This is a genomic window from Streptomyces sp. NPDC059906 (assembly GCF_042730645.1).
Classification (GTDB): Bacteria; Actinomycetota; Actinomycetes; order Streptomycetales; family Streptomycetaceae; genus Streptomyces; species Streptomyces rubrogriseus.
In genome coordinates this window covers 121,236-146,412 of record NZ_JBHWKU010000004.1, presented here as the reverse complement: position 1 = coordinate 146,412, position 25,177 = coordinate 121,236, and the positions used below count along the sequence as shown (strand labels likewise).

Sequence of the window (25,177 nt, the reverse complement as noted above, 5' to 3'; positions counted from 1 at the left end):
TCCGTAACGAGCGGGCGCGCTACTTGTTGGCGTCCTCCACCATCTGCTTGAGCTTGGCCGGGGTCATGGAGCGGTCCTGGTAGATGTTCTTGCCGTCCAGGAGCACGGTCGGCGTGCCGCTGAAGCCGCCGTTCTGGAAGGCCTTGTTGGACTTCTCCACCCAGCTGTTGTGCTTGCCGTTCTTCACGCACTCCTGGAACAGGGTGGTGTCGAGGCCGTCGACCTTGCCCGCCAGGTCGAGCAGCTTGTCCTCGTCGGCGAAGGCGTCGTCGGTCTCCGGCGGCTGGTTGTCGTACAGCACGTCGTGGTACGGCGGGAACTCTCCGGCGTCCTGGGCGCAGGCGGCGGCGTTGGCCGCCTTGCGGGAGCCGGTGCCGCCCATGTTGCCGTCGATGATGGTCGCCAGGTGGTACTCGACCTTGAGCTGCCCGGCGTCGGTCAGCTCGTGGATGGTGTCGCGGTACGCCAGCTCGAAGGCCTTGCAGGCCGGGCAGCGGAAGTCCTCCCAGATGGTGAGCGTGGACTTGGCGCTCTCCTTGCCGACGGGGATCGCGAGGCCGTCCTTGCCCTGCGCTCCCGAGGGTGCGACGACCGGACCGGCCGACTCGCTGCCGTCGTCCTTGCCCGCGTTCGCGGCGACCACGCCGATCACCGCCGCGAGTCCCAGCACGCAGACCACGCTCGCGCCGACGATCAGCGCACGGCGGCGCTTGTCCCTGGACTTCTGCTTCTCGCGCTCGGCCGCCAGCTTCTCGCGGGCGCCGCGCTTTCCCTGTCGGTTCTTCTCGCTCACACCCCGCAGAACGAACCGGGGAGGCGCAGCGCGCCTCCCCGGTCCCGAGTCCACTCGTACGAGGGACCTCTGTCACGTGCTGGTGCTCACCTGCTGGTGCTCACGCCTGTCCGCGCACGCCCTTCGCCAGGTCGGCGGCGAGCGCGCGGACGCCCTCCAGGCCGGCCGCGTCGTCGGGCGCGTCCAGCATCCGCTTGACGAAGGCCGAGCCGACGATCACGCCGTCGGCGAAGCCGGCCACCTCGGCGGCCTGGGCCGCGTTGGAGACGCCGAGGCCGACGCAGACCGGGGTGTCGGTGGTGGCGCGGGTGCGCCGCACCAGGTCCTCGGCCTGCGCGCCGACCGACTCACGGGTGCCGGTGACGCCCATGAGGGAGGCGGCGTAGACGAAGCCGCTGCCGGCCGCGGTGATCTCGGCGAGCCGCGCGTCCTTGCTGCTGGGCGCGACCACGAAGACCGTGGCGAGCCCGTGCTTGTCCGCGTGCTCCCTCCAGAGCGCCGACTCCTGGACCGGCAGGTCGGGCAGGATGCACCCGGCGCCGCCCGCCTCGGCCAGCTCGGCGGTGAAGCGCTCCACGCCGTAGCGGTCGATCGGGTTCCAGTACGTCATGACGAGGATCGGCTTGCCGGTGGCCTCGTGGGCCTCGCGGACCGTGCGCATCACGTCGGCGATCTTCACGCCGCCGCGCAGGGCGATGTCGTCGGCGGTCTGGATCACGGGGCCGTCGAGCACCGGGTCGCTGTGCGGCAGGCCCACCTCGACGACGTCGGCGCCGCCGTCGAGCGCGGCCTTGATCGCCGCGATGCCGCCCGTGACGGTCGGGAACCCGGCCGGGAGGTAGGCGATGAGGGCGGCGCGGCCCTCGGACCTGGCCGCGGCGAGGGTGTCGTTCAGCAGCTGTACGTTCCCGCTCACTTGGCGTCCCCCTCGATCTCCGCGGCGCCGCTCTCGTCGGCGGCGACCTCGGCGTCGGTGTCGTACAGCCCGAAGTAGCGGGCGGCGGTGTCCATGTCCTTGTCGCCGCGGCCGGACAGGTTGACCACGAGCAGCCCGTCCTTGCCCAGCTCCTGGCCGACCTCCAGGGCGCCGGCCAGCGCGTGGGCGCTCTCGATGGCCGGGATGATGCCCTCGGTGCGCGACAGCAGGCGCAGTGCCTGCATGGCGGCGTCGTCGGTGACCGCGCGGTACTCGCCGCGGCCGGAGTCCTTGAGATAGGCGTGCTCGGGACCGATGCCGGGGTAGTCGAGCCCCGCCGAGATCGAGTACGGCTCGGTGATCTGGCCCTCGTCGTCCTGGAGGACGTAGGACCGGGAGCCGTGCAGGATGCCGGGCTCGCCCGCGGTCAGGGTCGCCGCGTGTTCGCCGGTCTCCACACCGTGTCCGGCGGGCTCGCAGCCGATGAGGCGGACGTCCGCGTCCGGGATGAAGGCGTGGAAGAGGCCGATGGCGTTGGAGCCGCCGCCGACGCAGGCGATCGCGGCGTCGGGCAGGCGCCCGGCCTGCTCCAGGAGCTGGCGCCTGGCCTCCACGCCGATGACGCGGTGGAAGTCGCGGACCATCGCCGGGAAGGGGTGGGGGCCCGCGACGGTGCCGAACAGGTAGTGGGTGCGGTCGACGTTGGCGACCCAGTCGCGGAAGGCCTCGTTGATCGCGTCCTTCAGCGTGCGGCTGCCGGACTTCACGGCGACGACCTCGGCGCCGAGCATGCGCATGCGGGCCACGTTGAGCGCCTGGCGGCGGGTGTCGATCTCGCCCATGTAGATGGTGCAGTCGAGGCCGAAGAGGGCGCAGGCGGTCGCCGTGGCCACGCCGTGCTGGCCCGCGCCGGTCTCGGCGATGACGCGGGTCTTGCCCATGCGCTTGGTGAGCAGGGCCTGGCCGAGCACGTTGTTGATCTTGTGCGAGCCGGTGTGGTTCAGGTCCTCGCGCTTGAGGAAGATCCTGGCTCCGCCGGCGTGCTCCGCGAAGCGGGGCACCTCGGTGAGGGAGGACGGGCGGCCGGTGTAGTGGACGAGGAGGTCGTCCAGCTCGCGGGCGAACTCCGGGTCGGACTTGGCCTTGTCGTACTCGACGGCGACCTCGTCGACCGCCGCGACGAGGGCCTCGGGGATGAACTTGCCCCCGAAGGCGCCGAAGTAGCCCTCGGCGGAGGGGACTTGACCCTCCGGGTCGGGGATGAAGAAGTTGCTGGGCATGCGTGAACCTCACGGTGAGTGTCTGGTTTGGACTAATCGCCGTGGGGGCGGGGACCAGTTGTCGGCTACCGGCCGTGGGTGGCTGGTCGCGCCCACGCGACGGAGTCGCAAATTCAACGGGGCCCCCGCGCCCCTATGGGGCGCGTGAGCCATCGCATGCCGTTGACCTGGCCCGGTTCGTCTCCGATGACGTACCGCACCCGGCGGCCGTGCACCCGGCGTGCGGGGGCGCGGCAGCCCCGGGGCCGGCAGCCGCGCGCGAGGCGGGCGTACGGGTCCCGGGGGGCCGGAGTGAGTGCGGAGGTCATCGGGGTCAGCCTACCGGGGGTCAGCCCCGGCCGTGGCGGAGTGCGGGATGTTCGCCGGCCGCCACCAGGTCGGAGACCGCCGTCTTCGGGTCCCGGCCGGTGACCAGGGACTCGCCGACCAGCACGGCGTCGGCGCCCTCGTTGGCGTAGGCGATGAGGTCGTGCGGGCCGCGGACGCCGGACTCGGCGACCTTGACGATGTGCGCGGGGATCTCCGGGGCGACCCGTTCGAACGTGCCGCGGTCCACTTCGAGCGTCTTCAGGTTGCGCGCGTTGACACCGATGACCTTGGCGCCCGCGTCCACGGCGCGCTCGACCTCGTCCTCGTCGTGCACCTCGACCAGCGGGGTGAGGCCGATGGACTCGGCTCGCTCGATCAGCGACTCCAGGGCCGGCTGTTCGAGGGCCGCGACGATCAGCAGCACGAGGTCGGCACCGTGGGCGCGGGCCTCCCACAGCTGGTACGAGGTGACGACGAAGTCCTTGCGCAGCACGGGGATGTCCACGCGCGCGCGGACCGAGTCCAGGTCGGCCAGCGAGCCGCCGAAGCGGCGCTCCTCGGTGAGGACGGAGATGACGGCGGCGCCGCCCGCCTCGTAGTCGGCGGCGAGCCCGGCCGGGTCGGCGATGGCCGCCAGCGCGCCCTTGGAGGGGCTGGAGCGCTTGACCTCGCAGATGACCTTGACGCCGTCGCCGCGCAGCGCGGCCACGCCGTCCTTGGCGGGGCGAGCCTTGGCCGCGCGCTCCTTGAGCTCGTCGAGGCCGACGCGCGCCTGCCGCTCCGCGAGGTCGGCACGGACTCCGTCGATGATCTCGTCGAGCACACTCACGCGAGCGGCCCCCTTTCAGACGGCAAAACGTGTGGTCACTGTGATGGTATCCGCAGCCGGGCACCGGGCCCGCATCCACCCGATCCCAGTCCCAGTACCTGGACGCCCCATGGATGATCAAGGCAGCAGCCAGCCACCGAACGGCAGGTTCCGGACAACGGTGAAGACCAGCAGCAACGTCCCCAGCGTCCACAGGTGGACCGGTCCGAGGTCGACGCGCACGGGACGTCCCCGGGCCGCGCGGATCACCCAGACGGTCCACAGGACGGCGAAGCCCAGATAGGCGAGGACGGCGGGCACGTTGGCGTGCAGCGCGGCCGTCAGGTCGCCGTGGACGAAGGCGTGGGCGCTGCGCAGGCCGCCGCAGCCGGGACAGTAGACGCCCGTGAAGCGCAGCAGGGGGCAGACGGGGTAGTGGCCGGGCTCGTAGGGGTCCACGCTCCCCACGTAGGCGAAGGCCCCGGCGACGGCCGCGAGCACTCCGGCCGGGACGGCGAGGCGAAGAGCCGCGCCGCGCGGCAGGGGGAAGCTGGTCCGGCCGGGTTTCCCGCTCTCGACGTCCACGCCCGCATTCTGCCTCCGGCGGCCCCCGCACGCACGTGAGGGGCGGTCCCGGCACGGTGGTGCCGATCCGCCCCTCGGGAGGTCCGTGACCGCCGCGCCCGGTCAGCCCTTGGCGCCGGCCTCCGCACGCTCGCCCGCGACCTGGTGCACGGGGTGGTTCTTCTTCGGCTGGCCGAGGCCCATCATGCGCATGATGTAGCCGACGACACCACCGAGGAGCACGACCGCCAGGCCGGCCCAGAAGCCCCACGGCTGGGCCGCCACCATGAACATGCCCGCGATGCAGAAACCGATGAAGGCGATGATGACACCGGTCCAGGCGGCCGGGGTGTGACCGTGGCTGCTGCCCGCCATTGCTTGCTCCTCGTTGCTGTGTGCCATGTCTGAGCAGGACGCTCGCACCCATTGTCCCGCACGGGGGCACGCGCCGTGAGCGGGGGTGCTCCAGTGGGTGAACGGCGGTCAGGCGCTGGTGGGGTCCTCGCCGCGGTCGATGGCCTTCCACAGGTCCTCGGGGCGGTCCGGGTCGACGGTCTGCGGCCTGCGTCGCGGGGCGCCGCCGCGTTCGTAGCGTCCGGACATCGCGGGCCACTGGCGGCCGTAGCGCAGCGCGAGCAGCCCGGCCAGCAGGAGCAGGGCGCCGCCCACGGCCGCGACGTACGGCCAGGCGGTGTGGGAGAGCGCGTCGACGGTGGCCGAGGTGTCGCCCGCCGCCTTCGCGGCCTGGTCGTCGAGCGCGGAGCTGTCGGAGGCGCCGGCCAGGGCGGCGGCGACGGTGCCCGCGCCGCTCAGCGCGAGCAGCGCGGCGACGGCGAAGCGGCCGGCCCGGCGGACGGCGAAGACGGCGACGAGCGCGGCGAGGCCGACTATGGCGAGCGACGCGGGTACGCCCGTGACGTCGCTGCCCTTGGCGGTCAGGGTGAACGCGCCGCCGGCCACCGTCGCGGTGCCCTCCGCCCACTCCTGCCGGGTGGCGAGCAGGGCGACGGCGGCGCCGAGCGCGCCGCACAGCAGGGCGACGGCGAGGCTCCGGCGGCCGGCCCGGGCGGGTCCTGCGGCTGGGGTACGGGGGTGAGGAACGGCTGTCACGTACTCCACTATCACCCGAACCCCGGGCGAACCGTCACCCGGGGTTCGCATTGGGGGCGTGAGAATCGCCCCACCGGTCCGACCGGTTGGCCCTATTGCGCCAGCCGGTTGGCCGTGTGTACGGCCCTCAGCACGGCCGCCGCCTTGTTGCGGCACTCGGTGTCCTCGGCGACCGGGTCGGAGTCGGCGACGACGCCCGCGCCCGCCTGGACGTAGGCGGTGCCGTCGCGCAGCAGGGCGGTGCGGATGGCGATGGCGGTGTCGGAGTCGCCCGCGAAGTCGAGGTAGCCGACGCAGCCGCCGTACAGGCCGCGCCGGGAGGGTTCGAGTTCGTCGATGATCTGCAGGGCGCGCGGCTTGGGCGCGCCGGACAGGGTGCCGGCCGGGAAGCAGGCGGTGAGGACGTCGAAGGCGGTGCGGTCCGGGGCGACCCGGCCGGTGACCGTGGAGACGATGTGCATGACGTGCGAGTACCGCTCGACGGACATGAAGTCGACGACCTCGACGGAGCCGGGCTCGCAGACGCGTCCGAGGTCGTTGCGGCCGAGGTCGACCAGCATCAGGTGCTCGGCGCGCTCCTTGGGGTCGGCGAGCAGTTCGTCGGCGAGGGCCTGGTCCTCCTGCGGGGTGGCGCCGCGCGGGCGGGTGCCGGCGATGGGGTGCACCATGGCGCGCCCGTCCTCGACCTTGACCAGCGCCTCGGGGGACGACCCGACGACGTCGAAGCCGTCGAGGCGGAGCAGGTACATGTACGGGGAGGGGTTGGTGGCGCGCAGGACCCGGTAGACGTCGAGCGCGCTCGCCGTGCAGGGCGTCTCGAAGCGCTGGGAGGGGACGACCTGGAAGGCCTCGCCCGCGCGGATGCGCTCCTTGATGTCCTCGACGGCGTCCTGGAAGTCGGGGCCGCCCCACCGCGCGGTGTACTCGGGCAGCTCGGAGGGGGGCAGCGCGGCCGGGGGCTGGGCGACCGCGCGGGTGAGGTCGGCCTCCATGGCGTCCAGGCGGGCGATCGCGTCGGCGTAGGCCTCGTCGACGCCGGTGTCCCGGTCGTTGTGGTTGATCGCGTTGGCGATCAGCAGGACCGAGCCCTCCCAGTGGTCCATGACGGCGAGGTCGCTGGTGAGCAGCATGGTCAGCTCGGGCAGCTTCAGGTCGTCGCGCTCCCCCGGGCCGACCTTCTCCAGGCGGCGCACGATGTCGTACCCGAGGTACCCCACCATGCCGCCGGTGAAGGGCGGCAGGCCCAGGTCGTGGGCGAGGTCGCGCGGGGTGTGCAGGGCCTCGACGGTGGCACGCAGGGCGGCGAGCGGGTCGCCGTCGGTGGGGACGCCGACGGGCGGGGTGCCCTGCCAGTGCGCCTGGCCGTCCTTCTCGGTCAGGGTGGCGGCGCTGCGGACGCCGATGAAGGAGTAGCGGGACCATTGGAACGCCGCGCGTCCGTTCTCCGCGGACTCCAGCAGGAAGGTGCCGGGGCGCTCGGCGGCGAGCTTGCGGTACAGCGCCACCGGGGTGTCGCCGTCGGCGAGGAGCTTGCGGCTCACCGGGATCACCCGGCGGTCGGCGGCCAGCTTGCGGAAGGTGTCGAGGTCCATGTCATGCGTGACGTCCATGGCGGCAGACCCTACTGACCCGCGAGGAGCACGTCGGTGTCGAAGCAGGTGCGGGTGCCGGTGTGGCAGGCGGCGCCGACCTGGTCGACCTTGACGAGCACGGTGTCGGCGTCGCAGTCCAGGGCGACCGACTTCACCCACTGGAAGTGGCCCGAGGTGTCGCCCTTGACCCAGTACTCCCGGCGGCTGCGCGACCAGTAGGTGCAGCGGCCGGTCGTCAGCGTGCGGTGCAGCGCCTCGTCGTCCATCCAGCCGAGCATCAGCACCTCTCCGGTGTCGTACTGCTGGGCGATGGCGGGCAGGAGGCCGTCGGCGCTGCGCTTGAGGCGGTCGGCGATCTCCGGGGCGAGCGGGCCGGGACGCCGGGGGCTGCCGCCGGTGGGGGAGCTGCTGGTCATGCGCCCATTGTGCCGCGTGGGAAGGACACGCCCCCGGGATGTCCATTGGGCGGACCCGGCCGGCCGCCGTAGGCTGACCGCATGTCGACTTTCGCCAAGCGTGAACGACTTCTGCTCGCGGACCTGTTGGAGACGGCGGGTCCGGACGCCCCGACCCTGTGCGACGGCTGGGGTACCCGTGACCTGGCCGCGCACGTGGTGGTGCGCGAGCGGCGTCCGGACGCGGCCGGGGGCACCCTGATCAAGCCGTTGGCGTCCCGCCTCGACCGGGTGATGGAGGAGTACGGCGCCAAGCCGTACGAGGAGCTGCTCCAGCTGATCCGCACCGGCCCGCCCCGCTTCTCCCCCTTCCAGCTCAAGCAGGTGGACGAGGCGGCTAACACGGTGGAGTTCTACGTCCACACCGAGGACGTCCGCCGCGCCCAGCCGGACTGGTCGCCGCGCGAGCTGGACCCGGTCTTCCAGGACGCCCTGTGGTCCCGCCTGGAGCGGGCCGCCCGGCTGATGGGCCGGGGCATCCCGACGGGCCTGGTGCTGCGCCGCCCGAACGGCCAGACGACGGTCGCCCACCGGGGCACGCCGGTGGTGACGGCGACGGGCGAGCCGTCCGAGCTGCTGCTGTTCGCGTACGGCCGGCAGGGCGCCGCGAAGGTGGAGCTGGCGGGCGAGGAGAACGCGATCGCCAAGCTGCGGGAGACGAAGCAGCTGGGCATCTGACCTCCGCCGCTCACTTCGGCAGCTCGGCCCGCCGCACACCCGGCGCGCACAGGGCGACGACCCCGCCGAGGCCGCACACCACGGCACTGACGGCGAAGACCGGGCCGGTGCCCCAGACGCCGATGGCGGCGGCGGACAGCGGCATGCTCAGCGGGGCGATTCCCAGGCTGACGATGCCGGAGACCGCGGTGACGCGCCCGAGCAGAGCGGGAGCGGACTGCGTCTGGAGCAGGGCCCCGCAGAGCGCGCCGCTGAGGCCCGCGAGCAGCCCGATGAGCAGCGCCGTCCCGACGGCCACCACAAGGGCGGGGGCCTGCGCCAGCGCGCCGATCGCCACCGCGCCGGGGACGAGGGCGCCGGCGACGACGTACCCGGCGTGCGGCACGCGTCCCCGGACGGTCAGCAGCAGGGCGGCCGTCCCGGCGCCGACCCCGAAACCGGCGAGTACCCAGCCCATGCCGGAGGCTCCCCAGCCGCGTTCGTCGGCGAGCAGGGTCAGGCCGATGTTGAGCGGGCCGACGAAGCCGAGGTCGCCGAGGGCGATGACCAGCATCAGGGGCCCGAGGACGCGGTGCCGGCGAATGTAGCGGAGCCCGTCCCGCAGGTCCCGCCACGCGGTGCCGCCCTCGGCGGTGGCCGTGTCGTCGGGGGGCAGCTCGCGCATCCGTACGGAGACCAGCAGCGGCACCGACACGGCGATCAGCACACCGGCGAGGGCGAAGGCCGCCGCGGCGCCGCCGAGCGCCACGCCGAGGCCGCCGAGCGGGGCGCCCACGACGGAGGACAGGCGGACGGCGAGGCCGCGCATGCCCTGGACGCGGGCGAGCTGGCCCTTGGCGGTGATGCGCGCGGGCAGCGCCCCGACGGCGGGCATGAAGAGGGCGTCCACCGCGCCGAAGACGAGGGCGAGCAGGGCCAGGAGCCACAGTCCCGGGGCGGTGGCGAAGAGCAGCGCGGCCACCGCGAGGACCGCGGCGCACCGTACGGCGTCGCTGGCGATGACAACCCTGCGCGGTCCCAGCCGGTCGACGACCACTCCCCCGCCGAGCATGAGCAGCGCACGCGGCACGGCGCTCACGGCCGTGACGATCCCGGCCTCGGCGGGACTGCCCTGCCGCACGGCGGCCCAGGACAGCGCGAGGAAGAAGACGCTGTCACCGAGCATCGACGCGGTGTAGGCCCCGACCCAGCGCAGGACGTTGGGGTCGCGGTGGGCGGGGCGAGCGGGAATGGAGCCGGCCTGCCGGTCGGCTATGTCGGTGAGGTCGGACACCGGGTCAGGCAGCCCAGTCGCGCAGCAGGCGGGCGGTTTCGTTGAGGTCGGCCTCGTCGCTGCGGATGTCGGAGACGAGTTTGGCCCAGTCGCCGGGTCGCGGGTCGACCGGTGTTCCGGATGCCTCCATGTACGCCCGAATGCAGCCGATGCCGATCGACGCGTTGTAGTCCGTGAACGGGCGGAGCCTTAGCGCGGTGTGCAGGAACGTGGCCGCTCGAGCCGGGATCTCCTCGTAATAGGGCTCTCCCGCGACACGCTCGTACCGATGCCTCTCGGCCATGCAGTGAAGGGCGCCCCAATCCCTGATGGGCGTGTTCGGCGGTGAGACCTCCACCTGCACGCAGAGGACCCAGCCGGCGTCGACGTAGAGGGTCACCGCAGTCCCGCCGGGAAGCGCTCTTCGAAGTCGGCCATGATCTCGCGGGCGTACTTCGACGCCCCCTCCACGAACCGCTGCTTCTGCCGTCGGCGCACCACGTCCTCGGTCAGTATGTCGTGCGCGAGACGCTTGATCGCGACGCCCTGCTCCTTGGCCTCGGCACGCAGCTCGGCCAGCTCTTCCTCGGTGAACTCAATCGTGATCCCAGGCATATGAGCACCTTAGCGGGACCGCCACCGGGACCACTACCACGTTCACTACCAAGGGTGACTCCTCGAACTACCGAACGGGGTGACCCGCCCCCCGCAGGGCGGTCTTCACCTCGCCGATCCGCAGGTCGCCGAAGTGGAAGACGGACGCCGCAAGGACCGCGTCCGCGCCCGCCTCGACCGCCGGGGCGAAGTGGGCGAGGCTGCCCGCGCCGCCGGACGCGATGACCGGGACACTCACGTGCTTGCGCACCGCCGCCAGCATCTCCAGGTCGTAGCCGTCCTTCGTGCCGTCCGCGTCCATCGAGTTGAGCAGGATCTCCCCCGCGCCCAGCTCGGCGGCCCGGTGCGCCCACTCCACGGCGTCGATGCCGGTGCCGCGCCGGCCGCCGTGGGTGGTCACCTCGAAGGTGCCCGCCTCGGTGCGGCGGGCGTCGACCGACAGCACCAGCACCTGGCGCCCGAAGCGCTCGGCGATCTCGCGGATCAGGTCGGGGCGGGCGATGGCGGCGGTGTTGACGCCCACCTTGTCCGCACCGGCCCGCAGCAGCTTGTCGACGTCCTCGGCGGTGCGCACCCCGCCGCCGACGGTCAGCGGGATGAACACCTGCTCGGCGGTGCGGCGCACCACGTCGTAGGTCGTCTCGCGGTTGCCCGACGAGGCGGTGATGTCCAGGAAGGTCAGTTCGTCGGCGCCCTCGGCGTCGTACACCTTGGCCATCTCGACGGGGTCGCCCGCGTCGCGCAGGTTCTGGAAGTTGACGCCCTTGACGACCCGGCCGTCGTCCACGTCCAGGCAGGGGATGACTCGGACCGCCAGGGTCATGAATCCACGGCTCCTCTATACGCTTCCACTTCGACCGACACGAGGACCCGCGAGTCGATGAAGCCCTCCACGACCAGCAGGGTCGTGGCAGGGCGTACGGAGTCGAACAGCTCCTTGTGGGCGCGGCCCACCTCATCGACATCGCGCGAATGCGCCAGGTACACACGGGTCCGGATCACGGACTCGATGCCGAGCCCGAACTCGGCGATCGCCTCGACGGCGGTGCCGAAGGCCACCTTGGTCTGTTCGTACGGGTCGCCCTCGCCGTAGAGCATGTCGCCCTTGAAGGCGGTGGTGCCCGCCACGATGACACGGTCACCCGCCGCCACGGCCCGTGCGAAACCGAAGGACTCTTCCCAGGGACTTCCGCTCTGCACGCGCCGTACGGCTTCGGATGTCATGTGGACACAGCCTCCAGGGCCTCTTCCAGGGTGAACGCCTTCGCGTAGAGGGCTTTCCCGACGATGGCCCCCTCGACACCGGCCGGGACGAGCCCGGCGATCGCGCGCAGGTCGTCCAGGGAGGAGACGCCGCCCGACGCCACGACCGGGCGGTCGGTGGCCGCGCAGACGTTCTTCAGGAGCTCCAGGTTGGGGCCCTGGAGGGTGCCGTCCTTGGCGATGTCGGTGACGACGTACCGGGCGCAGCCCTCCTTGTTCAGGCGGTCCAGCGTCTCGTAGAGGTCGCCGCCGTCGCGGGTCCAGCCGCGGCCGCGCAGCGTGGTGCCCCGTACGTCCAGGCCGACCGCGATCTGGTCACCGTGCTCGGCGATGACCTTGGCGACCCACTCGGGGGTCTCCAGGGCGGCCGTGCCCAGGTTCACCCGGGTGCAGCCGGTGGCGAGGGCGGCGGCGAGGGTGTCGTCGTCGCGGATGCCGCCGGACAGCTCCACCTTGATGTCCATGGCCTGCGCGACCTCGGCGATCAGCGCGCGGTTGTCCCCGGTGCCGAACGCCGCGTCCAGGTCCACCAGGTGCAGCCACTCGGCGCCGGAGCGCTGCCAGGCGAGGGCGGCCTCCAGCGGGGAGCCGTAGGAGGTCTCGGTGCCGGACTCGCCGTGCACGAGGCGGACGGCCTGGCCGTCGCGGACGTCGACGGCGGGGAGGAGTTCGAGCTTGCTCATCTCTACCGGGTTCATCTCTACCGGGCTCATCTCTTCTACCGGGCTCATCTCTAGAGGGTTTCGATCCAGTTGGTGAGGAGCTGGGCTCCGGCGTCGCCGGACTTCTCGGGGTGGAACTGGGTGGCCCACAGCGCGCCGTTCTCCACGGCGGCCACGAAGGGCTTGCCGTGGGTGGACCAGGTGACCCTGGGCTCGGCGATCAGCGGGTTGTGCGACTCCTGGGTCCACTCGTGGACGGCGTAGGAGTGCACGAAGTAGAAGCGGGCGTCCGCGTCCAGGCCCGCGAAGAGCTGGGAGTCGGCCGGTGCCTCGACCGTGTTCCAGCCCATGTGGGGCACGACGTCGGCCTGGAGGGGTCCGACCGTGCCGGGCCACTCGTCCAGGCCCTCGGCCTCCACCTCGTGCTCGATGCCGCGCGAGAAGAGGATCTGCATGCCGACGCAGATGCCCATGACCGGGCGCCCGCCGGACAGCCTGCGGTCGACGATCCAGTCGCCGCGGGCCGCCTTGAGGCCGTCCATGCAGGCGGCGAAGGCGCCGACGCCGGGGACCAGCAGTCCGTCGGCGTTCATGGCCTTGTCGTAGTCGCGGGTGATCTCCACGTCGGCTCCCGCGCGCGCGAGGGCGCGCTCGGCGGAGCGGACGTTGCCGAAGCCGTAGTCGAAGACGACGACCCGCTTGGCGCGCGAGGCGGCGGAGGTCTCGGCGGTCAATTCCAGACCTCCAGCCTCAGGACGCCGGCGAGCAGACACATGCCGGCGCCGATGCAGAGCAGCACGATCAGGCCCTTGGGCATCTGCTGCTTGGCGAAGGAGTAGATACCGCCGGCCAGGAAGAGGCCGACGAGGATCAGTGCGGTGGACGTACCGTTCATGGGTTACAGCGCGCCCTTCGTGGAAGGCAGGATGCCGGCCGCGCGCGGGTCGCGCTCCGAGGCGTAGCGCAGGGCCCGGGCCAGCGCCTTGAACTGGCACTCCACGATGTGGTGCGCGTTGCGCCCGTAGGGCACGTGGACGTGCAGGGCGACCTGGGCCTGGGCGACGAAGGACTCCAGGATGTGCCGGGTCATCGTCACGTCGTACTCGCCGATCATCGGCGCCATGTTCTCGGGCTCGGTGTGCACGAGGTAGGGGCGGCCGGACAGGTCGACGGTGACCTGGGCGAGGGACTCGTCCAGCGGGACCGTGCAGTTGCCGAAGCGGTAGATGCCCACCTTGTCGCCGAGGGCCTGCTTGAAGGCGGCGCCCAGCGCGAGGGCGGTGTCCTCGATGGTGTGGTGGGAGTCGATGTGCAGGTCGCCGTCGGTCTTCACGGTCAGGTCGAACAGACCGTGCCGGCCGAGCTGGTCGAGCATGTGGTCGTAGAAGCCGACGCCGGTGGCGATGTCGGTCTTGCCGGTGCCGTCGAGGTCGATCTCGACGAGGACCGAGGTCTCCTTAGTGGTGCGCTCCACGCGCCCTACGCGGCTCATGTGTGCTGCTCCTTCTTGACTTCACGTACCGCGTCGAGGAACGCGTCGTTCTCCTGCGGGGTGCCGGCGGTGACCCGCAGCCACCCCGGTACGCCGTTGTCCCGGACCAGGACGCCCCGGTCGAGGATCTTCCGCCAGGTCGCGTGGGAGTCCGCGAACCGCCCGAACTGGACGAAGTTGGCGTCGGACTCGGTCACCGCGTAGCCGATGGCGCGCAGTTCGGCGACCAGCCGGTCCCGCTCGGTCTTCAGCTGCTCGACGTACTTCAGCAGCGTGTCCGTGTGCTCCAGGGCGGCCAGCGCGGTCGCCTGCGTCACGGCGGACAGGTGGTACGGCAGCCGTACGAGCTGGACGGCGTCGACGACGGCCGGGTGCGCGGCGAGGTAGCCGAGGCGCAGGCCCGCCGCGCCGAACGCCTTCGACATGGTGCGGGAGACGACCAGGTTCGGCCGGCCGTCGAGGAGCGGCAGCAGCGAGGCGCCGTGGCTGAACTCGATGTACGCCTCGTCGACCACGACCATCGACGGCTTCGCCGCCTGGGCGGCCTCGTAGAGGGCGAGGACCGTCTCGGCGGGGACCGCGTTGCCGGTGGGGTTGTTGGGGGTGGTGACGAAGACGACGTCCGGGCGGTGCTCGGCGATCGCCTTCTCGGCGGCGGGCACGTCGATGGTGAAGTCCTCGTGCCGCGGCCCGGAGATCCAGCCGGTGCCGGTGCCGCGCGCGATGAGGCCGTGCATCGAGTACGACGGCTCGAAGCCGATCGCGGTGCGGCCCGGCCCGCCGAAGGTCTGCAGCAGTTGCTGGATGACCTCGTTGGAGCCGTTGGCCGCCCAGACGTTGCTCACGTCCAGCGGGTGTCCGGAGGTGTTCGTCAGGTACTCGGCGAGCTTCGTGCGCAGCTCGACCGCGTCCCGGTCGGGGTAGCGGTTGAGGTCGCGGGCGGCCTCGCGGACCCGCTCGGTGATCCGCTCGACCAGCGCCTCGGGCAGCGGGTAGGGGTTCTCGTTGGTGTTCAGCCGTACCGGCACGTCCAGTTGGGGCGCGCCGTAGGGGGACTTGCCGCGCAGCTCGTCCCGTACGGGGAGATCGTCGATGCCGAACGTCACTTGTTCTCGGGGACCTTCCACTCGAACCTCGCCTTGATCGCCGCTCCGTGCGCGGGCAGGTCCTCGGCCTCGGCCAGCGTCACCACGTGGTGCGCGACCTCGGCGAGCGCGTCGCGCGTGTAGTCGACGATGTGGATGCCGCGCAGGAAGGACTGCACGGACAGGCCCGAGGAGTGGCAGGCGCAGCCGCCGGTGGGCAGGACGTGGTTGGACCCGGCCGCGTAGTCGCCGAGGGAGACGGGCGCCCAGGGGCCGACGAAGATCGCGCCGGCGTTCTTGACGCGGTCGGCGACGGCGGCGGCGTCGGCGGTCTGGATCTCCAGGTGCTCGGCGCCGTAGGCGTCGACGACGCGCAGGCCCTCGTCCAGGCCGTCGACGAGGACGATCGCGGACTGGCGGCCGGCCAGGGCCGGGCGGATCCGGTCCTCGATGTGCTTGGTGGCCTCGACCTGCGGCTTCAGCTCCTTCTCCACCGCGTCGGCCAGCTCCACGGAGTCGGTGACCAGGACGGCGGCGGCCAGCGGGTCGTGCTCGGCCTGGCTGATCAGGTCGGAGGCGACGTGCACCGGGTCGGCGGTCGAGTCCGCCAGGACGGCGATCTCGGTGGGACCCGCCTCGGCGTCGATGCCGATCTTCCCGGTGAAGAAGCGCTTGGCGGCGGCGACCCAGATGTTGCCGGGGCCGGTGACCATGTTGACGGGCGGGCAGGACTCGGTGCCGTACGCGAACATCGCCACGGCGGTGGCGCCGCCCGCGGCGTACACCTCGTCGACGCCGAGCAGGGCGCAGGCGGCCAGGATGGTGGGGTGCGGGATGCCGCCGGCCGGGTCGTTCTCAAAAGCGGGGGCCTGCGCGGGCGAGGCGAGCGCGATCGAGCCGACCCCGGCCTCCTGGGCGGGCACCACGTTCATGATCACGGAGGACGGGTAGACCGACCGGCCGCCGGGCGCGTAGAGCCCGACCCGCTCGACCGGCACCCACTTCTCGGTGACCGAGCCGCCGGGCACGACCTGCGTGGTGTGCGTGGTGCGGCGCTGCTCGCGGTGGACGAGACGGGCACGGCGGATGGACTCCTCCAGGGCCGCGCGCACCTCCGGGTCGAGGCCCTCCAGCGCACGGGTCAGCTCCTCGGCCGGAACCCGCACCCGCTCCAGCCGGACGCCGTCGAACTGCTCGGTGAAGTCGATCAGCGCCGCGTCCCCGCGATGATGCACGGCCTCGCAGATCGGACGCACCTTCTCCAGGGCGACCGAGACGTCGAAGTCGGCTCGGGGCAGCAGGTCGCGCAGGGCGGGGCCCTCGGGGAGGGCGTCGCCGCGCAGATCGATTCGGGAGATCACGGAACCAATTCTCTCAGACCCGCGTCCGGCACGGTCCGCGCGTATCAATGGCTGATACAGAACGCGACGGACCTCCCGGCCCACGGTGAACTCGCGCGATCCGCGCTCACTTTGAGTGTTCAGACAGTCACGCAGTGGGCATGAACGGTTGTACGAAGCGTGAGCGACCGGCGAGTAGTTGGGGAGGGAGTGAAGCACCGTGACCGAGGGGGCCCGCCACCGTGACGGAGAGCTGCCGGACGACCTGACCACCGCCGAGGCCGGCATGTGGCAGGCCTTCCGCAACGGCAGCGTGTACGACCTGAGCAGCGGCGACACGCTGGTCGACGACCCGCACGGCGGGCATCCGTGGGGGCCGGAGCGGACCGTGCGGGCCCGCGTCGTGTGCTGGCTGCTTCTCGACGGCCCGCCGGCGCTCGCGGGCCGGGTGTCCTCGCTGCAGCTCGTGGGGGTGCGGATCAGCGACACGATGGATCTGGCGGGCGGCACGGTGGTGCCCTACGTCGAGCTGCGCCGCTGTCGCTTCGAGCGGGAGGTACTGCTGCCGGAGACCCGGTTCACGACGGTGCGGCTGGTGGACTGCGCGGTGCCGCGCCTGGAGGCGGCCCGGCTGCACACCGAGGGCGACCTGCACCTGCCGCGCTCCCGCTTCCCGGGCGGCATCCGGCTCACGGACGCGCAGATAGGCACCGACCTGCTGCTCAACCAGGCGATCGTGCACCGGGACCGCAGCGGGCGGTCCATCGCCGCGGACGGCATGACGGTGGGGCAGGACCTCCAGGCCGAGATGCTGGAGTCGCACGGCGAGGTGAGCCTGCGCAGCGCCCAGGTCGGCGTGTCGCTGAGCCTGCGCGGCGCCCGCCTGCTGAACCCGTACACGCGGCACGCGCTGAACGCCCCGCAGCTGACGGTGGAGCGCACGCTGTACCTGACCCCGGCGGGCCTGGGCAGCCCGCTGCTGCGCGGCACCACGCCCGCGCAGGGCACCCGGATCCAGCGCTTCGAGTGCGAGGGCGGGGTGCGGCTCGACGACGGGCGGTTCGGCGACGCGCTGGACCTGGAGCACGCCCGGTTCACCTTCACCGACGACCAGGAGCTGTCGCTGCGCCGGGTGCAGACGCCCGAGCTGCGTTTCCTGGGCGAGCGTCCGGCGCGCGGGCGGGTGGTGCTGTCGGGGGCGCGGGTGGTCAACCTGATGGACCGGGCGGACAGCTGGCCGGGCCCCGGCCGGCTGCACATGGGCGGCTTCGCCTACGAGAACCTGGTGCCGCGCGGGCCGTTCCCGCTGCAGAAGCGGCTGCGCTGGGTGGGCGCCGCGACCGCCGAGTACAACCCGGAGCCGTACGAGCGCCTGGCCGCCGTGCTGCGGGCCGGCGGTGAGGACGAGGACGCCCGCGAGGTGCTGCTCGCCAAGCACCGCAGGCGCCGCGAGAGCCTGCCGGTCGCCGCGAAGCTGGTGGGCTACGCCCAGGACTGGACGGTCGCCTACGGATACCGGCCGGGCCGGGCGGCGGTGTGGATGGCGGTCCTGTGGGCGGCCGGTTCCCTCGCCTTCGCCCGCGCGGACCCGCCCCCGCTGAAGAGCGGCGAACACCCGGACTGGAACCCGGCGCTCTTCGCCCTCGACCTCCTCCTCCCGGTGATCGACCTGGGCCAGGCCGGCTCCTGGCAGCTGCACGGCGGCTGGCAGTGGCTGTCCACGGCCCTGGTCCTGCTGGGCTGGGTCCTGGCGACCACCGTGGCGGCGGGCGCCACCCGCCTCCTCCGCCGAAGCTGACTCCTCCGGCCCGCGGACACGGTCACCCGTTCCTCGCCACGGAGGGCGCACCCCAACCGCCACCGGAACGCCGCCGACGGCGGGACGAGTCGCCGGGGTCGCCCGCACGGGTGGCGCGGGTGGTGCCGGTGGGAACCCGAACGGCCGATGGCGGAGCCCGGGCCGCACAACCATCCCGAACCCTCGGCCGTCGTACTGGCCATGCTGCGCGCGTTCCTGCGGACCGCGGCTGCCCGGGCCCGCTCCCGGTCACCCCGGCCCGCCCAAGACGACGACGTGCTCCTCGACGCCCCCGACGACCGCCTCGCCCCGGCCCTCGTCGCCGCGGCCCACGGCGAGCACGGCCCCGCGGCACGCCTCCTCGCCGGTACCCGCCTCGACGCCGAATGGGACCATCGCGACCGTTACGCGACCCGGCTCGCCGCCTTCGCGCGCTTCCGCTCCGAGTGGCTCGACACCTGGCGCGCCGCCGCCCCGGACGATCCGGACGCCCTGCTGGTCGCGGCCCGCCTGGCGGTCCACCGCCACTGGGACTCACCGGCCCGCACCGAACTCCTGCGCCAGGTGATCCCCACCGTGGTCGCCGCCGCCGAGGCCGCCGGCCCCGCCGACCCGGTGCCGTGGCGCACCGCGCTGGACGCCGCACGGGGCGCGGGCGCCGAGCACGCCGAGTTCGAGCGCCTGTGGGAGCAGGCGGTCCGCCGCACCCCGCACCACTACGGCAGTCACGTCGCCGCCCTGGAGTACCTGGCCGCCGCCTCGCCCGACGCCCACGGCGAGTGCCTCGACTTCGCGGAGACGGCCGCCCAGGAGGCCCCCGAGGAAGCGCTCGTCAGGGCGCTGCCGCTGCACGCGGCCTTCACCTGCCTGACTGCCACCGGCACCGGCACAGGCACCGACACCCGCACCGGCGGCGCGGTCGCTGCCGCCGTACGCACCCACCGCCCCCGTCTGGACGCCGCCGCCGACCACGCGATCACCCTCTCGGCGGCCCACCCGGCGGCCGATCCCTGGGCGGCGGAACTGCGGAACCTGCTCGTCTACGTCCTCGTACGCCTGGAACGCCACCAGGACGCGGCGGAGCAACTGCGGCTGACCGGCCCGTACGTCACGTCCTTCCCGTGGGACCGGGACACGGACGACCCGCTCGGCGGCTTCCTGCGGGTGCGCGCGGACGTCCGTGCGCACCCCGGGGAAGCGGCCCCCGCGACCGGTACGGCGGCTCCTGGGCGGCCACGGAACGGGCACGGCGAACGCGTCCGCCCCGGCGACCATTAGGCTTCTGCGTCGTGACCACCGTCCGGCTCCCCCTCTTCCCCCTGAACTCGGTCCTGTTCCCGGGGCTGGTGCTCCCGCTCAACATCTTCGAGGAGCGCTATCGCGCCATGATGCGCGAGTTGCTGAAGACCCCCGAGGACGAACCACGCCGGTTCGCCGTCGTGGCGATCCGCGACGGCTTCGAGGTGGCCCAGACCGCCCCCGGCCTGCCCGACCCCACGGCCACCCCCGAGCGCGGGCCGACCGCCGGGTTCGGGACCGACCCGCTCAAGGCGTTCCACAAGGTGGGCTGCGTCGCGGACGCGGCGACGGTCCGCGAGCGGGCCGACGGCACCTTCGAGGTGCTGGCGACCGGCACGACCCGGATGCGGCTGCTCTCGGTGGAGGCCTCGGGACCGTTCCTGACGGCCGAGCTGGAGCCGCTGCCCGAGGAGCCGGGCGACGAGGCGGGTGCCCTGGCGGAGGGCGTGCTGCGGTCCTTCCGGCAGTACCAGAAGCGGCTGGCGGGGGCCCGCGAACGGTCACTGGCGACCGGCGCCGACCTCCCCGACGAACCGGGTGTGGTCTCCTACCTGGTCGCCGCCGCGATGATGCTGGACACGCCGACGAAGCAGCGCCTGCTGCAGGCCCCGGACACCGCCTCGCGGCTGCGGGACGAGCTGAAACTCCTTCGCTCGGAGACCGCCATCATCCGTACGCTGCCGTCCCTGCCCGCGCAGGAACTGACGCGCGGCCCGACGAGTCTCAACTGAGGTGCCGGCCCGCATGGCGAAGAAGCCGAACAAGCCCGGCAGGGCGAAGAAGCAGCAGCCGGGCGGCACGCCCGCGACGGTGGCGCTCACGGCGGCCGGGGTGACGTACACGGTCCACGCCTACGAGCACGACCCGGCGCACCCGTCCTACGGCGAGGAGGCGGCCGAGGCGATGGGTGTGTCGCCGGAGCGGGTGTTCAAGACGCTGGTGGCCGACGTCGACGGCGCCCTGACGGTCGCGGTGGTGCCGGTGGCGGGCCAACTGGACCTCAAGGCGCTGGCGGCCGCGGTGGGCGGCAAACGCGCGGCGATGGCCGACCCGGCGCTCGCCGAGCGCACCACGGGCTATGTGCGCGGCGGCATCTCCCCGCTGGGCCAGCGCAAGCGGCTGGCGACGGTCCTGGACGCGTCGGCCTCCGGGCACGCCACGATCTGCGTCTCGGCGGGCCGCCGCGGCCTGGAGGTCGAGCTGTCCCCCGACGACCTGGCCAAGCTCACGGATGCGGTGCTGGCGCCGATCGGGCGTGCCTGACCCCTCGACAGGGCGCCTGTCGTCGGCTAATCAGACAGGACATGTCGAAGCGAACGCGCAAACGCCGCTGGCGCACCAAAAAGGGCCGGGCGAACCACGGCCGCCGACCGGCCTAGGCCGACTTGTCCCCGTACGGCGCCGACGGGTACTGCCCCGGTGCCGACGGGTACTGCCCCGGTGCCGGCCACGGATCGGGCTCCGGGTCCCGGGGCCCGAACAGTCCCGTCAGCCCCAGGTGGACCACCAGGGCCGCGAGCGACCACGCCAGCAGCGCGCCCTTGGCGCCCAGCTTGAGCGGGGCGGAGAACGTCACCCCTTTACCGACGTCCTTCGCGTGCGCGATCACGTCCTGCGTCGGCCCGAGCCACACCCCGAGCCGCCACGCCAGCAGCGATCCGAGCAGCCCGCCGACACCGAGGGCCACCACCAGCGGCACGCCCCCGCGCCGCCGCAGCAGGAACACCACGACCGCGCTGAGCGCCCCGAACGCCAGCGCGAGCAGCGTGAACGTTCCGTCGACGCCGATCGCCTGCTCGCCCTCGGAGTCCTTGAGGTAGACGACCCAGCTGTCGTCGAGGATCTGACCCACCAGCGGCACGCTCGGTGCCAGCTTCCACCACAGCACGCCCAGCAGCGCACCAAAGAGCGCGACCGCCAACGCGGTCACGGCGGCCTGCCGCACTTCGGTCAACATCCCGGGGCCGTCCTGTTCGCCGTACGTGCCGTAAGGGTCGTGGGAACCGCCGGGCGCGGCTCCCACCGCGTGCGCGCCGACGGGCGGCGGCACCGGCCCGCCCTGGTACGACGGGCGTTCGTTCGGCGGCGGTGGCGGGGTCAAGGGTGCGGTCACCGTGCCATCGTGCCAAACCCGCCTGTGCGGCGCGTCACCGGACGGCGGCCCGGCGGTAGGCCCAGGTGGCCACGGCCAGCGAGATCACCCCGACCGCGGCGCACACCGCGAGGTCGCCGAGGACGAAGCCCCAGTCGGGCCGCTCGCCGAAGGTGCGCGCGAAGGCCTCCACCCCGTACGTGGAGGGCAGCAGGTCCCGGGCCAGGCGGACCACCTGCGGCATCCGTTCGGGCGGCAGCACGCCGAGCAGCAGCGCCGCCGACATGCCGAGCTGGCCGAGGAGGGTGGCGAACTCGGGCCGGGGGGCGAGCAGCCCCAGCGCCGCGCCCAGTCCGGCGAGGGCGGCGCCCGCCAGCGGGATCACGGCCACCAGCACCCACAGGTGGGTCATCGGCAGCCCGAACAGCAGACATCCGAACACCGCGGTCACCACGGTCCCGGGCACGGTGAAGGACGCGTAGGCGCCCGCCGCGCCCAGCACCACCGCGGCCGGCGGAACGGGCAGCGTCGCGTAGTGGTCGAGGCCGCCGCTGGCGCGCAGCTGGCCGAAGTACTGGGCGAGGAGGTTCAGCGCGACGAAGGCCACGACGAGCACCGCGGATCCGGCGACCACGGCCCGTGCCTCGCCGCCGCCGTCGACGACGCCGCGCATGAGGATCATGATGCCGACGGACTGGAAGGTCGCCACGAACAGCAGCGGGATGCGCGCGACCCGCGCCCGGGACAGCTGTGCCCGGTACACGGCCACCAGCGAGGGCCACAGCCGTGCCTTCGGTCCCAGCGCGGCCGGACCGGCCGCGCGCCGCCCCTCGGCCGCCGGGGCGGCACCCCGCAGGGCATCGGCGGGTACGACACTCACGTCGCGCAGCTCCCCTTCGCTCGGGTCGTTCGAAGCGGTCGCCCGGGCGGGGGCGCTCGCCCCGACGGGTACGGATGCGGCAGCCGGTGTGCTCATCGCTCGCGTGCTCACGTCCTCACCAGCCCCTGCCGCGCGGCGCCGCCCAGGGCCAGGTACACGTCCTCCAGGCTGGGCGTGGCCAGGGTGAAGTCGTCCAGGGCGGCGAAGGCGGCGCCGCCGGTGACGGTGGCGACGACCGCGCGGGCCTCCTCGGGGGCGAGCCGCAGGGTCCAGCGGCGTCCCGACTCGACGACGCGGTCGCGCAGGGCGGCGACCTCCGGGACGTTCAGCGGCGCGCTCTCGCGCCACACCAGGTCGACGCGGACCTCTCCGGCGACCTGCTCCTTGAGCCCGGCGGGCGTGTCGCAGGCGATCACGCGTCCCCGGTCGAGGACGGCGACCCGGTCGAGCACGGTCTCGGCCTCGATGACGTTGTGGGTGACGAGCAGCACGGTGGCGCCGTGCTCGGCGCGCCGCCGGTCGACGGCCGACCACACCGCGCGCCGGGCCACCGGGTCCATGCCGGTGGTCGGTTCGTCCAGCACGAGCAGCGGGCGCTCCCCCACCAGTGCGGCGGCGAAGCAGGCCAGGCGGCGCTGGCCGCCGGAGAGCTTCTTGATCGGGCGGGCGGCGAGCCCGGTCAGGCCCAGTTCCTCGAGCACGGCGTCCCGCTCGGCGCGGGCCCGGCGCACCTCCAGGCCGCGCAGCCGCCCGGTGGTCTCGGCGGCGAGCGACACGGTCAGCTCGTCCAGGGCGCTGGACTCCTGCCCCAGGTAGGCGAGGATCCGGGCGGCCCGCTCCGGGTGGCGCACGATGTCGTGCCCGAGGATCTCCACGCTGCCGCCGTCGGGCCGCATCAGCCCGGTGAGCTGGCGGACGAGGGTGGACTTGCCGGCGCCGTTGGGTCCGAGCAGTCCGAAGATCTCACCGCGGCGGATGTCCAGGGTGACGTCGTCGGTGGCCCGCACCTCGGGGGCGGCGGGTACCCCGCGCCTGCCGCGCACCGCCGGATAGGTCTTGGTCAGTGCGCGCACCACGCACACGGCATCGCCACCGGGTCGAGGTGCCTGTGCCGCGCGCGTACTCACAAGGGAGGAGACTACGGGGTCGGTCCCCCCGGCCCGCTCCCGGGTCCGCCCATAAGTGTCGATTCAGCAGGTGTCGGTTCGGCCCTGGAGCGCCGGGGAGCACGGGGGCGCAGGGGTGTCTCACTCGGCGGCCGGCGTGCGTTCGGTCGCCGTGCGCACGTCGATCTCGCGCCAGAACCCGGCCCGGATGGCGTACCGGTCGTGCTCGTCGATCTGGTCGTCCTTGTGCGCGAGCAGTCCGAAGCGGGCCGCGTAGCGCAGCAGCTCGCCGTCGACGCGGTGCGGGATGCGGGGGTACATCCCGGACAGTTTCTGCAGGTGGCCGTGGTCGCCGAGCCGTTCCAGCCAGCGCCGGGCGAAGACCTGCCCCACCTCGTACGGGTCGCCGCCGACCGTGGTGATGTCCTCCTCGCGGTCGGCCCAGCGCTGCTCGGCCGTGGTGAGCTGGGCCAGCGTGGGCAGGGTGGCGGCCTCGGAGGGCTCGGCGGCGGGCCGGTCGACCCAGCCCTTGTCGGAGGACCAGCGCAGGGTGGCGTTGGCCGGCTGCGGGGCGGGGTGGGCGCCGGGGGCGCGCAGGGCGGCGAGGTCCTTGGGGGTGGGGACGCCCTTGGCGGGCGGTACCCGTTCCTCGGTGCCGGACGGTCCGGCGGCGGCCGTGGTGGGGTGTTCGGGCGCCTCGGCGGGGCGCTGGGCGGCGGAGAGCGCGGACTCGGGCAGCGGCGCGGAGAGGATCGCGGCGATCTCGGGGCGGGGTACGGGCGGCGGCGCGCAGATGCCGCCGAGTTCCTTGGCGCGTACGGCCTTCGTGATCCACGTACGGTCCAGGACGCGGCGTTCGTCGGCCTCGGCGACCAGGTCCTCGGACTGGTTGTAGTCGCCGTCGGCGGCCTGCACGGCCCACAGGTGGACGGCGACGCCGTGCTCCTTGGCGGCCATCATGCCGGGCAGCAGGTCGCCGTCGCCGGTCACCAGGACGACGTCGGAACAGGCGCGGTTGCGGGCCAGTTCGGTCAGTTCGGCGTGCATGGCGGCGTCCACGCCCTTCTGCGCCCACCGTCCGTCACTGCGGGTGAGCGCGCCGAGCCGGACGGTGACCCTGGGCATCACGCGCAGCCGCCGGTGTTCGGGCTGCGGAACGCGGTCGGGGGCGCCGTCGAACCAGTAGATGCGCAGCAGGGGCTGTTGCGTGTCGGACTCGGCGCGGTCGCGCAACCCCTGGATGAGGGCGGCGTGATCGACGGTGATGCGCGAACGCGAGGGTTCCCCCGCCAGGAGACTCGCGGCGGCCCCCAGCAGATACCCGGCGTCCACCAGGACGATGCAGCGGTCCACGCGGTCCACCCTCTTTCCGGGAGGTTTGCTTCGGGCTTCCTTCGAGTCTGCCCGACCACGCGGAGGTTAACGGCCCGAACTCGATCTTCGGCGTGGCGTTTCGGCACCCCGTGACCGCTCGGACCGCGTCACGGACGGTAATTGCCCGATATGCGTTCTTTGTTGGCCTATGTGAATCTGGTTCCGGCCCTGGCCCCTAGATCCCCCTCAGGAGGTAGATCACCATGGCCAAGAACAAGAACAACCGTGATCGTAAGCACCCGCAGGCCGAGCGCTCCCCGCAGGCCGCCGAGTCGGCCGTACTGGACCGCGAGGAGCAGCACTCCCCGCAGCTGACGACGCCCGGCGACGCGGCCTCCCGCAAGCGGAACAAGCGCTTCGGCCACAACTGACGTCCACGACTGAGGGGCGCCCCCGGCAACCGGGGGCGCCCCT

At 73.0% G+C, this 25,177-nt stretch carries 30 protein-coding genes; 6 read left to right on the top strand and 24 right to left on the bottom strand.

Features of this window, described 5'->3' with window-relative positions; genetic code table 11:
* Positions 1 to 19 precede the first annotated feature (19 nt).
* The 9 genes from ACFV9J_RS08375 to hisI form a co-directional block, all read right to left on the bottom strand.
* The gene (locus tag ACFV9J_RS08375; protein ID WP_385351661.1) at positions 20 to 793 is read right to left on the bottom strand and encodes a DsbA family protein; all 774 of its coding nucleotides are present in this window, start codon (positions 791 to 793) and stop codon (positions 20 to 22) included.
* Between the two features lie 100 nt (positions 794 to 893).
* Positions 894 to 1,709 carry a tryptophan synthase subunit alpha gene (gene trpA, locus ACFV9J_RS08370; protein WP_385351658.1) on the bottom strand — a complete coding sequence of 272 codons (816 nt, stop codon included), beginning with the start codon at positions 1,707 to 1,709 and terminating at the stop codon, positions 894 to 896.
* Positions 1,706 to 2,989 carry a tryptophan synthase subunit beta gene (trpB, locus tag ACFV9J_RS08365; protein WP_385351655.1) on the bottom strand — a complete coding sequence of 428 codons (1,284 nt, stop codon included), beginning with the start codon at positions 2,987 to 2,989 and terminating at the stop codon, positions 1,706 to 1,708. Before trpB ends, trpA begins: the two co-directional genes overlap by 4 nt.
* Before the next feature lie 328 nt (positions 2,990 to 3,317).
* Entirely contained in the window at positions 3,318 to 4,127 is an 810-nt protein-coding gene (gene trpC / locus ACFV9J_RS08360) for an indole-3-glycerol phosphate synthase TrpC (protein WP_385351652.1), read from the bottom strand.
* 117 nt (positions 4,128 to 4,244) lie between these two features.
* A complete protein-coding gene (locus tag ACFV9J_RS08355; protein ID WP_385351650.1) occupies positions 4,245 to 4,691 on the bottom strand; it encodes a DUF2752 domain-containing protein in 447 nt (148 codons plus the stop codon).
* A 102-nt stretch (positions 4,692 to 4,793) separates the two neighbouring features.
* Positions 4,794 to 5,045: an HGxxPAAW family protein gene (locus tag ACFV9J_RS08350; RefSeq protein WP_356864286.1), complete on the bottom strand. Its 252-nt coding sequence runs from the start codon at positions 5,043 to 5,045 to the stop codon at positions 4,794 to 4,796.
* Positions 5,046 to 5,153: 108 nt separating this feature from the next.
* Positions 5,154 to 5,789, bottom strand: a complete 636-nt coding sequence (locus tag ACFV9J_RS08345) for a TIGR02234 family membrane protein (RefSeq protein ID WP_109031862.1) — start codon at positions 5,787 to 5,789, stop codon at positions 5,154 to 5,156.
* A gap of 83 nt (positions 5,790 to 5,872) precedes the next feature.
* Positions 5,873 to 7,390 (bottom strand): anthranilate synthase component I, encoded by a 1,518-nt coding sequence (locus tag ACFV9J_RS08340; protein WP_385351646.1) that lies wholly within the window; start codon positions 7,388 to 7,390, stop codon positions 5,873 to 5,875.
* Between the two features lie 11 nt (positions 7,391 to 7,401).
* Entirely contained in the window at positions 7,402 to 7,788 is a 387-nt protein-coding gene (gene hisI / locus ACFV9J_RS08335) for a phosphoribosyl-AMP cyclohydrolase (protein ID WP_385351644.1), read from the bottom strand.
* Positions 7,789 to 7,869: 81 nt separating this feature from the next.
* Here hisI and ACFV9J_RS08330 point away from each other — a divergent pair, with 81 nt between their 5' ends.
* The gene (locus ACFV9J_RS08330; RefSeq protein WP_385351641.1) at positions 7,870 to 8,505 is read left to right on the top strand and encodes a TIGR03085 family metal-binding protein; all 636 of its coding nucleotides are present in this window, start codon (positions 7,870 to 7,872) and stop codon (positions 8,503 to 8,505) included.
* A 10-nt stretch (positions 8,506 to 8,515) separates the two neighbouring features.
* Here ACFV9J_RS08330 and ACFV9J_RS08325 read toward each other — a convergent pair whose 3' ends face one another.
* The 11 genes from ACFV9J_RS08325 to hisD form a co-directional block, all read right to left on the bottom strand.
* The gene (locus ACFV9J_RS08325; protein WP_385351638.1) at positions 8,516 to 9,778 is read right to left on the bottom strand and encodes an MFS transporter; all 1,263 of its coding nucleotides are present in this window, start codon (positions 9,776 to 9,778) and stop codon (positions 8,516 to 8,518) included.
* 4 nt (positions 9,779 to 9,782) lie between these two features.
* Positions 9,783 to 10,157: a hypothetical protein gene (locus ACFV9J_RS08320; RefSeq protein ID WP_385351635.1), complete on the bottom strand. Its 375-nt coding sequence runs from the start codon at positions 10,155 to 10,157 to the stop codon at positions 9,783 to 9,785.
* Positions 10,154 to 10,372, bottom strand: coding sequence for a hypothetical protein (locus tag ACFV9J_RS08315; RefSeq protein WP_030186025.1), 219 nt, complete (start codon positions 10,370 to 10,372; stop codon positions 10,154 to 10,156). The genes ACFV9J_RS08320 and ACFV9J_RS08315 overlap by 4 nt, the downstream gene beginning before the upstream one ends.
* Before the next feature lie 67 nt (positions 10,373 to 10,439).
* Entirely contained in the window at positions 10,440 to 11,195 is a 756-nt protein-coding gene (hisF, locus tag ACFV9J_RS08310) for an imidazole glycerol phosphate synthase subunit HisF (protein WP_385351631.1), read from the bottom strand.
* The gene (locus tag ACFV9J_RS08305) at positions 11,192 to 11,596 is read right to left on the bottom strand and encodes a RidA family protein (RefSeq protein WP_385351629.1); all 405 of its coding nucleotides are present in this window, start codon (positions 11,594 to 11,596) and stop codon (positions 11,192 to 11,194) included. Before ACFV9J_RS08305 ends, hisF begins: the two co-directional genes overlap by 4 nt.
* Positions 11,593 to 12,318, bottom strand: a complete 726-nt coding sequence (gene priA / locus ACFV9J_RS08300; RefSeq protein WP_385352220.1) for a bifunctional 1-(5-phosphoribosyl)-5-((5-phosphoribosylamino)methylideneamino)imidazole-4-carboxamide isomerase/phosphoribosylanthranilate isomerase PriA — start codon at positions 12,316 to 12,318, stop codon at positions 11,593 to 11,595. The genes ACFV9J_RS08305 and priA overlap by 4 nt, the downstream gene beginning before the upstream one ends.
* A 50-nt stretch (positions 12,319 to 12,368) precedes the next feature.
* Positions 12,369 to 13,037 carry an imidazole glycerol phosphate synthase subunit HisH gene (gene hisH / locus ACFV9J_RS08295; protein WP_385352218.1) on the bottom strand — a complete coding sequence of 223 codons (669 nt, stop codon included), beginning with the start codon at positions 13,035 to 13,037 and terminating at the stop codon, positions 12,369 to 12,371.
* Entirely contained in the window at positions 13,028 to 13,192 is a 165-nt protein-coding gene (locus tag ACFV9J_RS08290) for a hypothetical protein (protein WP_385351626.1), read from the bottom strand. The genes hisH and ACFV9J_RS08290 overlap by 10 nt, the downstream gene beginning before the upstream one ends.
* A 3-nt stretch (positions 13,193 to 13,195) precedes the next feature.
* Complete coding sequence (hisB, locus tag ACFV9J_RS08285) at positions 13,196 to 13,789, bottom strand: imidazoleglycerol-phosphate dehydratase HisB (protein WP_030186039.1); 594 nt, start codon at positions 13,787 to 13,789, stop codon at positions 13,196 to 13,198.
* Positions 13,786 to 14,895, bottom strand: a complete 1,110-nt coding sequence (locus ACFV9J_RS08280; protein WP_385351623.1) for a histidinol-phosphate transaminase — start codon at positions 14,893 to 14,895, stop codon at positions 13,786 to 13,788. Before ACFV9J_RS08280 ends, hisB begins: the two co-directional genes overlap by 4 nt.
* The gene (gene hisD, locus ACFV9J_RS08275; RefSeq protein ID WP_385351620.1) at positions 14,892 to 16,235 is read right to left on the bottom strand and encodes a histidinol dehydrogenase; all 1,344 of its coding nucleotides are present in this window, start codon (positions 16,233 to 16,235) and stop codon (positions 14,892 to 14,894) included. The genes ACFV9J_RS08280 and hisD overlap by 4 nt, the downstream gene beginning before the upstream one ends.
* 199 nt (positions 16,236 to 16,434) lie before the next feature.
* Here hisD and ACFV9J_RS08270 point away from each other — a divergent pair, with 199 nt between their 5' ends.
* The 4 genes from ACFV9J_RS08270 to ybaK all read left to right on the top strand — a co-directional run bounded on the left by ACFV9J_RS08270 (position 16,435) and on the right by ybaK (position 20,574).
* Positions 16,435 to 18,012 carry an oxidoreductase gene (locus tag ACFV9J_RS08270; protein ID WP_385351618.1) on the top strand — a complete coding sequence of 526 codons (1,578 nt, stop codon included), beginning with the start codon at positions 16,435 to 16,437 and terminating at the stop codon, positions 18,010 to 18,012.
* A gap of 147 nt (positions 18,013 to 18,159) precedes the next feature.
* Positions 18,160 to 19,290: a hypothetical protein gene (locus ACFV9J_RS08265; RefSeq protein ID WP_385351616.1), complete on the top strand. Its 1,131-nt coding sequence runs from the start codon at positions 18,160 to 18,162 to the stop codon at positions 19,288 to 19,290.
* 11 nt (positions 19,291 to 19,301) lie between these two features.
* Positions 19,302 to 20,042, top strand: a complete 741-nt coding sequence (locus ACFV9J_RS08260) for an LON peptidase substrate-binding domain-containing protein (protein ID WP_385351614.1) — start codon at positions 19,302 to 19,304, stop codon at positions 20,040 to 20,042.
* A gap of 13 nt (positions 20,043 to 20,055) precedes the next feature.
* Entirely contained in the window at positions 20,056 to 20,574 is a 519-nt protein-coding gene (gene ybaK, locus ACFV9J_RS08255) for a Cys-tRNA(Pro) deacylase (protein WP_385351611.1), read from the top strand.
* 112 nt (positions 20,575 to 20,686) lie between these two features.
* Here the strand turns inward: ybaK and ACFV9J_RS08250 are convergent, their stop codons facing one another.
* From ACFV9J_RS08250 to ACFV9J_RS08235, 4 genes are all read right to left on the bottom strand, one after another.
* Complete coding sequence (locus ACFV9J_RS08250; RefSeq protein WP_385351608.1) at positions 20,687 to 21,424, bottom strand: AAA family ATPase; 738 nt, start codon at positions 21,422 to 21,424, stop codon at positions 20,687 to 20,689.
* A 34-nt stretch (positions 21,425 to 21,458) separates the two neighbouring features.
* Entirely contained in the window at positions 21,459 to 22,283 is an 825-nt protein-coding gene (locus tag ACFV9J_RS08245) for an ABC transporter permease (protein WP_003976755.1), read from the bottom strand.
* 107 nt (positions 22,284 to 22,390) lie between these two features.
* Positions 22,391 to 23,365 (bottom strand): ABC transporter ATP-binding protein, encoded by a 975-nt coding sequence (locus ACFV9J_RS08240; RefSeq protein WP_385352216.1) that lies wholly within the window; start codon positions 23,363 to 23,365, stop codon positions 22,391 to 22,393.
* Positions 23,366 to 23,530: 165 nt separating this feature from the next.
* Complete coding sequence (locus ACFV9J_RS08235) at positions 23,531 to 24,742, bottom strand: NYN domain-containing protein (protein ID WP_385351605.1); 1,212 nt, start codon at positions 24,740 to 24,742, stop codon at positions 23,531 to 23,533.
* A gap of 224 nt (positions 24,743 to 24,966) precedes the next feature.
* Between ACFV9J_RS08235 and ACFV9J_RS08230 the strand changes: the two genes are divergently transcribed.
* Complete coding sequence (locus ACFV9J_RS08230; RefSeq protein ID WP_361007512.1) at positions 24,967 to 25,134, top strand: hypothetical protein; 168 nt, start codon at positions 24,967 to 24,969, stop codon at positions 25,132 to 25,134.
* The last annotated feature ends 43 nt before the right edge of the window (positions 25,135 to 25,177 follow it).

Coding starts and splice junctions, on each gene's coding strand:
- trpB (WP_385351655.1), bottom strand. CDS start 2,989: ATGCCCAGCAACTTCTTCATCCCCGACCCGGAGGGTCAAGTCCCCTCC.
- ACFV9J_RS08350 (WP_356864286.1), bottom strand. CDS start 5,045: ATGGCGGGCAGCAGCCACGGTCACACCCCGGCCGCCTGGACCGGTGTC.
- ACFV9J_RS08340 (WP_385351646.1), bottom strand. CDS start 7,390: ATGGACGTCACGCATGACATGGACCTCGACACCTTCCGCAAGCTGGCC.
- hisI (WP_385351644.1), bottom strand. CDS start 7,788: ATGACCAGCAGCTCCCCCACCGGCGGCAGCCCCCGGCGTCCCGGCCCG.
- ACFV9J_RS08330 (WP_385351641.1), top strand. CDS start 7,870: ATGTCGACTTTCGCCAAGCGTGAACGACTTCTGCTCGCGGACCTGTTG.
- ACFV9J_RS08315 (WP_030186025.1), bottom strand. CDS start 10,372: ATGCCTGGGATCACGATTGAGTTCACCGAGGAAGAGCTGGCCGAGCTG.
- hisF (WP_385351631.1), bottom strand. CDS start 11,195: ATGACCCTGGCGGTCCGAGTCATCCCCTGCCTGGACGTGGACGACGGC.
- ACFV9J_RS08305 (WP_385351629.1), bottom strand. CDS start 11,596: ATGACATCCGAAGCCGTACGGCGCGTGCAGAGCGGAAGTCCCTGGGAA.
- priA (WP_385352220.1), bottom strand. CDS start 12,318: ATGAGCAAGCTCGAACTCCTCCCCGCCGTCGACGTCCGCGACGGCCAG.
- ACFV9J_RS08290 (WP_385351626.1), bottom strand. CDS start 13,192: ATGAACGGTACGTCCACCGCACTGATCCTCGTCGGCCTCTTCCTGGCC.
- hisB (WP_030186039.1), bottom strand. CDS start 13,789: ATGAGCCGCGTAGGGCGCGTGGAGCGCACCACTAAGGAGACCTCGGTC.
- ACFV9J_RS08265 (WP_385351616.1), top strand. CDS start 18,160: ATGGCGGAGCCCGGGCCGCACAACCATCCCGAACCCTCGGCCGTCGTA.
- ybaK (WP_385351611.1), top strand. CDS start 20,056: ATGGCGAAGAAGCCGAACAAGCCCGGCAGGGCGAAGAAGCAGCAGCCG.
- ACFV9J_RS08230 (WP_361007512.1), top strand. CDS start 24,967: ATGGCCAAGAACAAGAACAACCGTGATCGTAAGCACCCGCAGGCCGAG.